The following is a 14,263-nucleotide window of genomic DNA, read 5'->3' as shown; positions in this document are numbered from 1 at the left end:
TCACTAATCTGCCTTTTTAAATGCGACTATATTTTTTAGAATGAGCGCATGGACGTTGATCACAAACAAATGGGGGAGTATCCATGTTAAAGAAGATGATGGCGTTATCCGGCAGTTTGCTTTTGACGGTCGGTTTGTTGAGCGGATGTGGAAGTAGCGGCGGTGGCACAGATGCGGCTAAAGAAAATGCTGGTGGCAAAGAAGATTTGAAAACGGTTACAATAAATATGTTTACAGCCTCACCAGAGTATACCGATGCTTTTAACGCGTATATCGAGGAGTATAAGAAGGTCAAACCTAACGTGAAGATCAATCTGGAGATCATGCAGGCAGACTACAATACAATTCTTAAGTCCAAAATAGCCTCAGGCAGTACACCAGACGTGTTCCAGACCACGGCCGGAGGCGACATCGATACCTATGCTGATTATAGCGCCGATCTGACCAATGAACCGCTGGCAGCAGCCATGACAGATGCTGTTCGGACAAATATGAGTTCCAGTGACGGCAAAGTGCTGGGATTACCGGTCAAGGGGAACCTGTTTGCGTTGATTTACAATAAAGATTTGCTCACTAAGGCTGGGATAACTTCCCCGCCGAAGACGATTGCGGAGATGCAGGATGCCGTTACCAAGCTAGAGGCGAAAGGTATTACTCCATTTGCTAATGCATATAAAGAGTGGTGGGTATGGAAGCATATCTTCCAACACTATGTGGATGCTGCTGCGCAGGATGCCGGGGTAGAGCCGAAACAGCTTGTTAATGATTTTATTGCAGGTAAAGCAAAAATCAAGGACTACCCAGTGCTGTACAACAACTTTTTTAGCTTCATCGATCTGACGGTGAAGCATGGAACAGATAAGCCGCTGGAACGGGACAGCAATGCAGAAGTGAGTGATTTTGCCGCTGGTAAAGCTGCGTTTATGACGGGTAAAGGTGCATGGGACGAGGAAGCAATCAAGAAAATTAACCCTGATCTCAAGATTGGCATCATGGGATATCCAGTGAGTGACAAAGCGGACCAATCGGTCATCATTACCGGTGCGGATCAGGCGCTGCGTATCAACAAGGATTCCGAAGTATCCAAGGAAACCATTGAATTCTTCAACTGGCTGTACACTTCAGAATACGGTAAGAACTGGTTCTCCCAAGTAGCGAAGGTGATTCCTCCAATTAAGGATGCGCCGCTTCCTGATCTGGAAATGCCTAAGGAAATGGATAGCATTTTGAAAACATCCAAGTCTGGTGATCTGTCTGTTAACTACTCACTGGATACATTCCATCAAAAGTTTGGTGAGCTGATGCAGGCTTATATCAGTGGTAACATGAACAAGGACCAGGCAGTATCAGAGATTGAGAAGGCATGGACGCAGTTAGGTTCAGCGCAATAAGATTGGTTTTCGCAGAGGCGCCCGTAAGGGCGTCTTTTTGCGTTCTGGCTAGGAGTTGAGAAAAATGCAGACAAAAAAATATTTAATAATATTTAAATATTTACTTGCAAAAAGTTATTGAGTTGTGGATAATAGATTGTGTGCAATACATCTACAACATTACGATATACATAATGACTGCACCGTGCAAATACGAAGGGATACCCCGGTTGGGGGAATCTCTTTATTTCGTTTGGACTGTGCCGATTATGCTTATAATAGACCGTGTAATTTGCAATGCATTTTCATTGATATGGTAGAGATAAAAAGGAGATGAGCGTTTTGAAGACTTCGTTATTTACACCGTATACACTCAAAGATTTGAAATTAAAAAATCGTGTGGTCATGGCCCCAATGTGCCAATACTCGGTGACAGCCAAGGACGGAATTCCGAATGATTGGCATCATGTCCACTACCTAAGCCGGGCTATTGGAGGCACGGGTCTGATTATTATAGAAATGACGGATGTGGAACCGGATGGACGGATTACGGATAATGATCTGGGTCTTTGGTCAGATGAACATATTCCGGCGTATAAGAAGCTAGTCGACGGTATTCATGTGCACGGGGCCAAGGTTGGCATACAGATTGCTCATGCAGGCCGTAAAGCTGAGGATGCAGCAGAGCCGGTGGCTCCTTCGGCCATTGCATACCCGGATGCAAATTATAAACAGCCGCGCGCACTGACCACAGAGGAAGTTCGTGGTATGGTACAAAAATTCGGAGACGCTGCCCGCCGGGCGGTTCAAGCAGGCGTGGATACAATCGAGCTTCACGGTGCGCACGGTTACCTGATTCATCAATTCCACTCGCCAGTTACGAACAAACGGGATGACGAGTATGGTAAGGATTTATCCCGTTTCGGCGTAGAGGTCATTCAGGCTGTGCGCAAGGAAATGCCTGCGGGTATGCCGTTAATCTTCCGCATCAGCGCGGTGGAATACGTAGATGGTGGATACGATGTGGATCATGCCATTGAGCTGGGCCGCGCATATCAGGCGGCAGGCGTGGATGTGATCCATGTTAGCTCGGGCGGAGAAGGCCCGGCTGGAGCCAGAAAGCCAGGCAACTATCCGGGCTACCAAGTGCCGTTTGCTCGCCAAATCCGCGAGGCGCTGAACATCCCAGTTATCGCCGTTGGCTTCCTGGATGACCCGGCCTTGGCGCAGTCCGTAATCGGCAATGAGGATGCCGATCTGGTCGCTGTGGGACGCGGATTGCTACGCGATCCTTATTGGGCGATTCATGCAGCAGTGGCGCTGCACGGCGAAAAGCCTTCCGTACCTGAACAATATCAACGTGGCTACTGAGGCCTAAGTATTCCCACGTTGTTTATATATAAACAGGCACCTGCAACGAAGTGTACGCTTCGTTGCAGGTGCCTGTTTTGTTTTTATGGGGATAATGATTGAAAATGAATAATAGTGATTATTTTTACATTTTGTGGATAGTAAAATCAGTATAATAGTTGTATTTGGTGTGTATAGGAGGATGAAAGAAATGCAGTATGTTATTGAAACAAAAAAGCTTTGCAAACAGTTTGGGATGTCGATAGCTGTAGACGATATTTCCTTACATGTAGAACGGGGCAGCATCTACGGTTTTCTAGGTGAAAATGGAGCTGGCAAAACAACGACCATCCGCATGCTGATGAGGCTGATTGAGCCTACAAGTGGGGAGGTTTTTTTATTTGGCGAGCGGTTAGAGAAAAGCTATCCTTCTATCTTCTCAAAAATAGGTACGATTATCGAAACGCCTGGTTTATACGAAAATCTAAGTGCACGAGACAATCTGAGAATCTGCTGTACGTACATGGGGGTGAAGGACGATGGAAGGATAGAACGAACCCTAACTACGGTGGGGTTAGAGCATACTGGAAAAAAGAAGTTCAAAGATTTTTCCCTTGGAATGAAACAGCGATTAGGGATTGCCAGGGCCCTTGTTCATGATCCTGAGTTGCTTATATTAGATGAGCCAACGAACGGGTTAGACCCGTCAGGAATTAAGGAAATTCGTCAGCTATTAAAGAAGTTGTGCGAGGAACAAGGGAAAACAATTCTTATTTCTAGCCATATTCTAAGCGAAATTCAACAATTAGCTACACACATCGGGATTATACATAATGGAAAACTGTTAGCGGAGGATCGTTTGAGTCGGTTAGAGGAAGGTTTTGAGCAATATACAGATGTAAAGGTAGACGATGCAAAAGCAGTACAAGCGTTTCTGTATGAGAACATGAAGCAACTTAAATCTGATTTGATATCCCCACAACAACTAAGAATTCATAGTCCGATCGAAAATACAGCTATGTTAAATAGACAGTTAATAGATCATCAAATTTCAGTCTATGAGATACACACCACAAAGCAGACGCTAGAGGAGTACTTTTTGACTCTCATTTCAGGAGAGGGTGGGCGGCATGATTAGAGCAGAACTCATTAAGCTTAAAGGCTCTAAAGCCTTCTTGTTGAGCTATATTATATTGCTGGCTGTTGTGCTGTTAGAATTCGCTCTAAGCGCTATTTTTTATAGATATTCAATTGATAGGCTCGGTTGGGTCTACTATTTTACAAATATTGATTTATTAGTTAATATTGCAGCCGGATTTATTAGCTATTACATATTAACCGGTCATATTTTTGCGAGAGAGTACCAGGAAAACACGCATCTGTTTATGTTTACTACGCCTGTCACCAGAGTTAAATTTTATTTTAGTAAATTGATCATTATTTATGGGTTTATTATTGTGTCGCTATTTATCGTTCTGTTTCTGTCTGCAGTATTAGGCATGTTCATTACAAATCGCCCTTTAACGATGGCTATCTGGGTATATCAAATCCAGGTATTTGCCAAAATGTGCGTGATGCATGCGATGCTCATCCCAGTCGCCTCTTTTTTTGCTATACGCTGGAAAAGCATTATGGTGGTTGTACTCGTAGTTTGTACTGTTATATTTTTGAATTTTATGTACAAAAGTGAATGGTATCCGTGGATTGTACCCTATCTTTTGTCGCCCAATGAAGGAAGTGCGATCATATACGTCAATACTCTCATAGCGTGGTTGAGTTTATCCATAACTTTTCTTCTTGGATTGTTTTTATCCTTATGGGCATATCAAAGAAGAAATTAGAGGGAGAGACCTTTTCAAAGGAGGTTTACTATGCTTGCCCTGTTCAAAGCGGAGTGCTTGAAACTGAAAAGTAATAAAATTCTTTGGTTAAGCATTATTATTTTAGCATTAACCATTGCTCTGGAATTCTATAGTTATACGGGAAGTACCAAATATTCCATTGACCGTGATGGTTGGAATGACTACTTTATGAGTGTTGTTATTCTTATTAACTTTTTGACTGGGTATATGAGCTACTATATTTTGACTTGCTATATCTTTGCGAGGGAGTATCAAGAGAAGACCCATATTGCCCTATTTACAAACCCTGTTTGCCGAACTCGGATTTACTTCAGCAAACTGCTCGTTATCTATATGTACATCGCGGTCAGCCTGCTGTTGGCATTTGGACTGTCTGCGCTATTGGGTACGTTTATTACGGCCAGACCGCTAACCTTTGAAATCGTTATGTACCAGCTTGGGATCTTCACTAAAATGATTATTATGCATGCAATGCTTATCCCCATCATCACGTTCTTCGCCATTCGCTGGAAAAAATTTGTGCCCGCCATTCTGGGAATGTGTACAGTTATGTGTTTAAACTTTGTATTGGTTAATACACCGGGGAATACCTTTTATCCATGGACAGTGCCGTTATTATTTTCTCCGCATGGCACACTGGGTAGAACGTACACGAATGTTTCTGGAGGGATCATCAGTATGTGCTTCATTTTTGCGTTGGGGCTTTTTCTAGCGTTGAGAAGTTATGTTCGTATAGAGACAAAGTAGAGTGTGTAAGCAGCAAAGGACGATGAGTACCCACATAAGATCGGTTAGATAGATATGTAAAATATTGTCGCCTAATGACGGATTTACGTGCTATAATTCCAGTAACAACAGAATGGCTTAGGTGGGCGGTCGGCTAAGTCTCCCGGAAGGGAGGTGATGCCTGTGGAGGTTAAGGATGCTCTGACATTAATGATGATGTTCGGCACGCTTTTAATAGCGTTGATCGGATTAATCGTTACGATTGTTATTGCGCTGAACCAAAACAAAAAGAAATAGACCGCCCTGGAGAGGGAAACACGGTCTATTTCTAATAGCTAGCCCTTTTCAGCCGACCGCTCTTCAAAGCGGCTGTTGCCAAGAGTAGGGATGTTACCAGCATCCTTGCTCTTTTTTAGCATATCCTTCTATAACTTATTTTAGCACATCTGAATAATCAATGTAACTGAATGTGACTGTTACTTGGTGAAAATTTTAACTTCCTTTGGAGCGAGGGTTACAGTGACCGAGCCGTTGTTAATCTGAACGGAGTCGTTGCTTAGCTGGTTGGTCAGGCGGGTTCCGTTGGACAGATTATCGAAGTTGCCAATCGTGCGGGTTTGACTATTCCAGGAGTTGTTGATAAATACAATGGCCTCGTCGCCATTTTTAGAGCGTTGAAAACTGTAAAAGGAGTCGTCCACCCATTTTTCCCTTTGGCTACCGTTTTGCAGAGCAGGGTGGTTGTTACGCACATAGTTCAGCTTAGCGATGTACTGATACAGGTCATGGTTGGCGTTGAAATTCATATTCTCACGATTGGCGGGATCATCTCCGCCACTATAGCCTTGCTCTGTGCCTTGGTAGATAATTGGAATCCCGCGCGACGTCAGAGTAAAGCCCAAAGCGGCTTTGAGCTGTGGCCATTTGTCATAGTTAGCACCCGGCTTGCCGGAGGCGTCATTCAGGAAACGTTTTACATCATGATTGTCGATAAATACACCGTTGGTTTGGGCATCGCGGTAGTAACGATCATCGGAGTAGCGGTCCTTGATTTTTCTCATGGATTGATCGTGTCCGAACACGTCCTTGATTGTATAATACATCGGAAAATCTAGTGCTGCATCGAGATACCGGGTGTAATCGCCTACATAAGCGGGGTCGCCATGGAAAATTTCACCCATAGTGAAAGTATTGGCGGCTTGGTCAAAATCCTTTAGAAAACCCTTCGGTACATGCTTGGCGGTATCCACCCGCAGTCCATCGATGCCTGTCTCGTTCAGTAGCCATTTGATCCAGTTTTTAAGCTCGTTTGCAGTAGCGGGGTTTTCATGATTTAAGTCATCCAGTCCAGCCACATCACCATTTTCGATTTTCCATTGGTTGTTGGAGTTGTAGTCCCCCCCTGTGATGTCACCATTGTGATGGTACCAGTCTGCTTTGTCAAAAGGAGCTTTGGCAAAGCCGTTCCCTGGTTGGAAATCACCTGTGTGATTCACAACTACGTCCAGCATCACAGCGATATTTTTGTCATGTGCCTTGCGAACCAACTCTTGGAGCTTGTCCATTGTTCCGAGATGCCCGTCAACCGCATAAAAATCATACGTATGGTAGCCGTGGTAAGCGTATTCACTCTTTTGCATCGTTACTGGGGTAATCCAGATCGCGGTAAACCCCATATTTTTAATGTAATCGAGTTTGTTAATAATACCTTGAAAATCGCCACCATGCCACTTGCGCTGATCGCTGTTGTTGGAATTGAAGCCACCGTAGTTATCATTGGATGGATCACCGTTGCTGAAACGATCTGTCATGATAAAATAAATGCTCTGTTTGCTCCAGTCTGTGTTGAGAGAAGTGGGATTGGAAAGGGTACCCAAATCCATAGGGGTGAAGGCGCCTGAAGGCGCCTCCGTTTGAGCAGTTACTTCAACTCCGTTAGAGTTGGGTGCGTAGGTAGAAGTGCTTACGTTTAAGGATACACCTGAAAGTTTTTCGGTTTGGATAGGTCCTGTAACTTCGTTGAGGTCGGCTGCGTAGGTGGAAGTCACTACGCTGAGGACGCTCCCTGAAGGAGCCCCTGCGCGGACAGTTCCTGCAGCTCCGTTAGAGCCAGGTGTGTAGGTAGAAGTTCCAGTACTGAAAAGGTAGTTTTTAGTATTATTGCTATCCCAGTTGTTATTGCCATCATTAAAAGCGGCTTCTAACTGGGAGGCAGAACCGATATCGACGGTAATTTTAGCATAGCCGCTAATCTCGGCGTCCTGCATTTTCACGCCAGGCACAGCAGTCCAGTTACCACCAGCCGGACGGTAGTGAATGTAAGGTGAATTGAAGCCCTTTTTGTAGTATACCGTTACCTTGGTAGTCGTTCCGCCGCCATCCCCGGGATTCGCGCCGGATGGAGCGCCTGAAGTGATCGTTCCTGCATTGCCGCTGTTGCCAGGCGTGTACGTAGAAGTACCCGTGCCGAAGAAGTAGTTTTTGGTGTTGTTGCTGTCCCAGTTGTTATTGCCGTCATTAAAGGCGGCTTCCAATTGGGAGGCAGAACCGATATCGACGGTAATTTTAGCATAGCCGCTAATCTCGGCATCCTGCATTTTCACACCAGGCGCAGCAGTCCAGCTTCCGCCAGCCGGGCGGTAGTGAATGTAAGGCGAGTTGAAGCCCTTTTTATAGTATATGGTTACTTTGTTGCCTGTCCCGCCATTATTGTCAGGCTTGGCTTTGCTGGTGATATATTGTTTGAATCCACTCAACTCACCGGTTGGTGAGCCGTCATTGTTGACGAGATTGTTGATGCGCAACAACGTAAACCCGTGATACCCGAACTTCGTGATTTTCTCCTCGATTTTTTGGAAGCCGCTGCCGCCTGTCGGGAGTGCATTTTCACCATTCAGGCGAACACCCTTGGCATTAGCGATGGAGGAGACGGTATCAACCAGGGTGGACGGCAACGAATAATTCGGTGCTGTGCCACTGTCACTCATCTCCAAGCAAGTAAATGTCAAGTCTAGATCGGCATCCTTGAATTTCTGAATGAGACGGTTGTAATCATAATATCCACCCGCTTGTTCTGTGCTGTGCGGCATGGCAGGATTGTTCATTTGCCAGTGCAGACCGGAAATTTTGGCCCCAATCCGAACACCAAACACAGAATCAAAGTTTTTGTGGGCAGCTGCTCCGATGACACCTAGATGCTTCTCAAGCACACTTTGGTACCACGACAGAAAATCTTTTCCATACGCGGAATTATACCCACCATTCGTGTAAAATCCATCCCCGTCAGTCGGTGGATTGATTTGGCTAAGGCTGGTAAGCTTGGTGCCCCAAGCAGCATTAATCTTGTCCAATGATCCGTACTTGTCATTCATAGCTGTACGGAAAGCATTTTTGGCTGTTTCAGTATAAGCTTGAAACTTGCCTCGTCCCGGGTAACTCCATCCCGCTGCCGGATAGTAGGACGGATAACGCAATTCTCCGGAAGGGCCGCCGCTTAAATAAATTTTGGGAATGATACTTTTATACCCGGCAAAGTTTTGAGCGAATGAGGCATACAGCTCGTCATATTGCTTGCCGGTTCCGCTCCACAATGGGGAAAGGGCCTCGTTATTAGCGTAACCGCTTTCATCCTTGAACTGCATTTCATCTGCACTGCCCTTGCTCGACAGCCAGCTTGGCAGTGGGATGTTACAATCATCTCCCACATTTCCTCCACACTTATGCGTAGAGATAATGGGAACCCACTTCAGTCCTGCTTCTTTTACGGCATCTGCATAGGTTTTGTAGTAGCTCCAATCGAACTGGTTATCTCCTGCGCTCTCCACATAGCCCCACCAGACATCGGTAGTGATGGCATACACGCCATTGCTTTTCAACGTTTGCAGTTGCTTTTTGAAGGAACCCCAGTCGTTAATTTTCGCCAGTGGTCCCATCACGGAAGCCTGAAAATCATCTGCAACCGCGGCGCTCGCCGTATTGGAGGGTGAGCCAATGAAAGCGGTCAGAGACAGCACAAGGCTTAGTAGAAGCATACACCCTTTTTTCCATAGACTTTGATACAAGGTCAAACCGATCATCCTCCCCAAAGCATAGTCTAATTCGACAACATTTTGTAAACGTCTACAAAAATAGTATAGAGCAAGCGGTTGCATAAAAAGAAGAATTTATTGCACACTCAAGGTGGACAAATATGACATTTTGCGTTAGCAACCGTGTGTTTAAATTAACCAAGCAAAAAAAAGACACAGGTCTGAGTAAGACGTGTGTCTTTTATGGATGGTAAATTTCCGTAATGGGAGAAGGCGAATTCCCAGTGTGTATGCAAGAATCGCATGAGACTACCAGCTTAATAGATAGGACGATTTTTTTCGTCGGGACTACCACTTTTGCGATAAAAATACGTATTGATTCGATCCCGCCATTCCTTGGCGTGCTCTGTCTGATGCTCTAGCCGCTCCAGCACCTGTTCATACATCCTTTCATTTATTTGCTCACGCAGATTAACCCATGTATCTCGGAGATGGGCCGCACGTTCTGCACCTTCAAAATGAGTATCATAAATATGCTGTATGACCGTTTGGCCGGAGTGGAGCGTGTGCGTATAAGGGACATGGTGAAAGAATAAGAGCAGCTCATCCGGGCAGGTGCCTATAGATTCGTATATATCGGCAACAGGAGGAAAATATTGTCCTGCATAGCCCGTTCCGGTTGCAGTCGTGCGATCCACCCCGATTCCCCAGCAATCGGCAAAATGGTAGGTGCCCCACATCGAATATTCATATCCGTCTACATCCGGCCCATAGTGATGATTGGGACTGACCATCCAGCCGACCCCCAGAGGGGCGGTGTAGGATTCGTAGATATTCCATGAATCGAGCAGCATCTGCTTAATAGTAGTAATCAACTCAGCATCGCCGTTATCCTTATTCTGATTGCCAAATGTCAGCCGAACCCATTCATCCGCGATTTCATCTGCCGATAGATTCGGGTCCCATGCCAACCGACCATAGCCGTAAAGGTTGGACTGGGCAAGCAAATGCCCGGTCCAATTGGTGTCTGCACCGATATTGGAAACAGCGGCTATTCCAAAGTTGATGCGCTTGGGGGCATAATTCATTGGTTCTCCCTGGAAACTACCGCTGCCTGCATGGACCATGGCCTTCCCGCGACGAGAATTAGAACGGCTGTTGTTATGCAAAGCGCCACTCACGATACGCTTGATGGTGAAGCCTTTTCCCTGCGAGTAGGTATCAAAATCGAGCACTTCCTTCCATTGCGGAACCAGGTAGCATAGATGCTTTTGTTGTCCGGTATACTCCTGTGCAATTTGGAATTCCAGCAGTACCTGAGTGGCTTCCAGCGCGCCGAACAGGGGGGAGACAGGCTCCCGTACTTGAAAATCCATCGGGCCATTTTTGATCTGTAAAATGACATTTTCCCGGAACAGCCCATCCAGCGGTTTAAAATGGTCAAAGGCCGCACGAGCCCGATCCGTCTTGCGGTCACGCCAGTCCTGTTTGCAGTCGTAGACAAAGCAGCGCCAAATCACACGTCCGCCATAGGGCTGTAGCGCATCCGCCAGCATATTGGCACCATCAGCGTGATGGCGCCCATAGCTGAAGGGTCCGGGCCGATTTTCAGAATCGGCCTTGACCACAAAACCACCCAGATCGGGAACGGCTGCGTAAACCTCCTGTGCTTTGGTCCGCCACCATTCAGCTACACCGGGGTCCAGAGGATCGGCTGTGGTTAATCCGCCGAGCTGAATAGGACTGGCATAGTTAATGCTCAAGTAGATTTGGATACCATAGGAGCGAAATACGGTAGCTACTTTGGCCACATCAGGTAAAAACCGATCTGTGATCAGCTCAGTTTCTACCTGATGGACATTCACATTATTAATAGATAACGCCTGAATGCCTACAGAAGCGAGTAGACGGGCATAGTCTCGAAGGCGCTTCATATTTGTAGTAAAGGCATTGTTGTTGTAGAAAATAGATGCCCCGGCATATCCACGTTCAACACTCCCATCCATGTTATCCCAGTGATTGATCATGCGAATGGGATTAACCGGATTAGACAGCAGGTCTAGAGTGGGAGCATGCAATGATTCTCTGGCAGTAGGCTTCAACTTGCCGTCTAGTCCTCCTTGCAGGTAGCGCAGCAAATGAAAGACTCCGTACAATACTCCTTTGGAGGTCTGACCCGCGACAGTAACGCACTGTCCTTTGATATCATCATGATCTTGCCCAGTTGAATCTGCCAGCTTCGGCACTCCTACCCCGCGGATTCGGTAGCCTTCTGCGTCCACTTCTGCCTGTTCCTCTGCACTAAACCGTTTTGCGACATATGGCTGGTCTTGGAACGTACCCAGCGCAACAAACGGTACATTGACAGGAACGGTACTTATCTTCGGTTGCTGTCCGAACATGGCAGCCAATCCTTGCCGAAGCTCACTCGCAGCCGTCTGAAGCACTTCATCATCTGTTTCATGAACTACGATGACTCTGCACCAAGCAGGCATCTCTTCTACAAAGCGATCGCGATGGTAGTGCAACCAAGCGTCATAGCCGCTCTCGTTTGGCATATTCATCCGCTTGCTCATATTATTTGAGCCTCCTTTGGACGAGTGAGGTTCATTCATTTCAGGCATGCTGCTTCTCATCTTGACTCATATGCTGAGGGAGGGTCAGGCGATTCCCTTTGCCTTCATACAGCCACAAAATAGCGGTAACCCCGCGTGGGTAATATTTGCTGCCGTGGGCAATGCCGGAGAGCATCTGGTCGCTCCAACACCAATAGGATTCTTCAGGATGGAGGAGCCATGAGACATGGGCAGCGTCAGCCGCCTGCCCCGCTTCCTGCCAAGGCAGCTCCAGCAGCTCACGAGCAATAAACTGTGACAGATAGATTTTGCTCAACCAGGAGTTGTTACTGGTCGAGGATAGCTTCCAGCCTCCATCTTCAAATAGACATACTCCTGGTACCAGTACGGTTTGCAAATGGCTTCGAAGTGCCTGAATATATCCACCGAACCGCCCATCACTCTTAAGCGCATCCTCACATCCTGTAAAATAGGGGAAGATCAGCCCCTCAATGGCAGGAATAATTTGCGAGTCGTTGCCTTCCTTAATGACTGCGGGAATATAGCCCTTGTCTGTCATATGAGCGGTGATCGATGCTGCGCATTTGTCTGCCTGCGAGCCAGCTTCCTGCGAGAGGGAGTTAAGCCCCTTTGAGGCAAATATCTTTTCCAGCGCAACATATACCGCCCAGCATTTGCTGCCTAAATAAATGTTATTGCGGGATTGACCCAGGGATACATCCAGACTATCGTAAGTGGTAATTTCTGCGCCTCCCTGGGTTCTTGAGCTGTCCAGGCCCATTAAGCCGTTTCGTTGCGCTGGGTCTGGATGATCCCGCCGTAGCATGCTTTCGAAGCAGTCGCACAAGACAGGCAGCATACGTGTTGTAAATGACTGATCCTGTGTCTGTTCGATATATACCGTGGCGCAGCAAAGCCAGTTCACCAGCTCCTCGTGGCTCATGTAAGAGAAGCAGTCGTCAATTCCTGCCAGCTCATAACAGGAATACCCTTGCCGGGAGAACACATTGGCCACGCCCATATCATGCGTAAATGTGATCCCACCGGGATAGGTCTGTTCCTCTCCCGGAAAGCGTACTTCATCCCGATAGCTGTACCGTTGGACAAACCACTCCAACTCGTTGCGCACCGTCCATGGATTCAAAATCAATTCATAATAAAGCTGATCTGCCGTCAGATCGAGTGTATTCATCATTCGGTACTCGCCTTCGTTCACAATCCAGATCGGTTCGCCATCCTCTTGCTCACTGAGCAATTGGGTGCTGCCGTAATAGCTGTGAATGGCCTGAGCGAGCATGAATTCCTGATCCAGACTCAAGCTCGCCGATTCGATCCAGCGATTGGCCTGAACACAGGCTGCGGTCAGGTCGGTAAAATGCTTCAGAGCATAGCTTCCCACGTCTTCGATATCCTTGAACAGTCGGGTGTAGTAATACGATGCTTCAATGCCTGTTGTCACAATGCCGCCACGATAAAAGCATATAGCGAAGGCATACGTGCGCTTCTCTCCTGCGGGAACGTCCATCAGGAGCGCACCCGTTGTGCCCAGGCCAAAGGATAAGTTATCGGCCATGGTCTCCCCAAGCAGCTTCTCCATTGCAAACCCGCTGGCAGGTACCGCTTCGCTGCTGTTGGTCACAATAGCTGTGCTTCGTCCTTGGCCGATGCCTGTGAGTCTTTCCTTCAATCGGGTAGAATCCATAGCGTCCCTGCGTGGATCTTCTCCTATAATGCGTATGCCACTATACGGATCACTGCCCTGGTAGCCGAAAAAGGCTCTCCGTGCAGCAGCACCCTGTGTATTATCAATCGTCAGCTCAGCAAAGACTGCCGGAACCAACGCTGCCCGTAGCTCATCTATGCTCGCAATTTCCGGCTCGGGCACCGGGCGAACGGGAGAGTACAGCCGGAACGTCAAATCGCCTGCCTGCCATGTATCTGTTCCTGCTTTTAGCTCACGGGTGATGTCCTGATCGGCAAAGGGAACGAGCAGAGGCTCCATTTTTTTATCCTTTTTCTCCACATCGTAGCGAGTGCTTTCATCCTGTATGGATGTGAAAAAGGGAAGCGCCTCAAATGATCCGCTATCCCTAGATTGAAGTCCAATGTATACATTTTCATCAGCAGGCTTACCCAGTTCCAGGCCGAGTCCGCCACCATTGCCCTTAAACCCAAGTGTAAAACTGGAGAATGAACCGATAGGTGCATGCTGCGTGTTATAAAATATATTTTTCGACATATATTGAAACCCCTTTCATGATAAATTGTAACTTTGACTAACTCCAATTAGAGCCTAGCATGGCAGGTGCTGAGGAACCATTGTCAAATCGCTCAACTATTTATCCAAATCG

The 14,263-nt window shown here is 46.8% G+C and carries 9 protein-coding genes; 6 read left to right on the top strand and 3 right to left on the bottom strand.

Annotated features, from left to right (window positions below):
• Window positions 1–83 precede the first annotated feature (83 nt).
• The 6 genes from ABEW32_RS02205 (at window position 84) to ABEW32_RS02180 (ending at window position 5,605) form a co-directional block, all read left to right on the top strand.
• On the top strand, window positions 84–1,391 hold the full coding sequence (locus ABEW32_RS02205) for an extracellular solute-binding protein (RefSeq protein ID WP_430184294.1): 1,308 nt from the start codon (window positions 84–86) through the stop codon (window positions 1,389–1,391).
• A 321-nt stretch (window positions 1,392–1,712) separates the two neighbouring features.
• Window positions 1,713–2,741 (top strand): NADH:flavin oxidoreductase/NADH oxidase, encoded by a 1,029-nt coding sequence (locus ABEW32_RS02200; protein WP_430184292.1) that lies wholly within the window; start codon window positions 1,713–1,715, stop codon window positions 2,739–2,741.
• Window positions 2,742–2,931: 190 nt separating this feature from the next.
• On the top strand, window positions 2,932–3,858 hold the full coding sequence (locus ABEW32_RS02195; RefSeq protein ID WP_430184290.1) for an ABC transporter ATP-binding protein: 927 nt from the start codon (window positions 2,932–2,934) through the stop codon (window positions 3,856–3,858).
• On the top strand, window positions 3,851–4,561 hold the full coding sequence (locus ABEW32_RS02190; RefSeq protein WP_430184288.1) for an ABC transporter permease: 711 nt from the start codon (window positions 3,851–3,853) through the stop codon (window positions 4,559–4,561). The genes ABEW32_RS02195 and ABEW32_RS02190 overlap by 8 nt, the downstream gene beginning before the upstream one ends.
• A 30-nt stretch (window positions 4,562–4,591) precedes the next feature.
• Window positions 4,592–5,329 carry an ABC transporter permease gene (locus ABEW32_RS02185; protein WP_430184286.1) on the top strand — a complete coding sequence of 246 codons (738 nt, stop codon included), beginning with the start codon at window positions 4,592–4,594 and terminating at the stop codon, window positions 5,327–5,329.
• A gap of 162 nt (window positions 5,330–5,491) precedes the next feature.
• Window positions 5,492–5,605 (top strand): putative holin-like toxin, encoded by a 114-nt coding sequence (locus ABEW32_RS02180; RefSeq protein ID WP_016822651.1) that lies wholly within the window; start codon window positions 5,492–5,494, stop codon window positions 5,603–5,605.
• 179 nt (window positions 5,606–5,784) lie between these two features.
• Here the strand turns inward: ABEW32_RS02180 and ABEW32_RS02175 are convergent, their stop codons facing one another.
• From ABEW32_RS02175 to ABEW32_RS02165, 3 genes are all read right to left on the bottom strand, one after another.
• Complete coding sequence (locus tag ABEW32_RS02175) at window positions 5,785–9,375, bottom strand: family 14 glycosylhydrolase (protein WP_430184284.1); 3,591 nt, start codon at window positions 9,373–9,375, stop codon at window positions 5,785–5,787.
• A gap of 278 nt (window positions 9,376–9,653) precedes the next feature.
• Complete coding sequence (locus ABEW32_RS02170; protein ID WP_430184282.1) at window positions 9,654–11,912, bottom strand: alpha-glucuronidase family glycosyl hydrolase; 2,259 nt, start codon at window positions 11,910–11,912, stop codon at window positions 9,654–9,656.
• 40 nt (window positions 11,913–11,952) lie between these two features.
• Window positions 11,953–14,151, bottom strand: coding sequence for a glycoside hydrolase family 52 protein (locus ABEW32_RS02165; protein ID WP_430184280.1), 2,199 nt, complete (start codon window positions 14,149–14,151; stop codon window positions 11,953–11,955).
• Between the last annotated feature and the right edge of the window lie 112 nt (window positions 14,152–14,263).

The sequence above is a fragment of the Paenibacillus jamilae genome, from assembly GCF_050482105.1.
In the GTDB taxonomy this organism is placed as follows: domain Bacteria; phylum Bacillota; class Bacilli; order Paenibacillales; family Paenibacillaceae; genus Paenibacillus; species Paenibacillus jamilae_B.
This window is presented reverse-complemented; position numbering and strand designations above follow the sequence as displayed.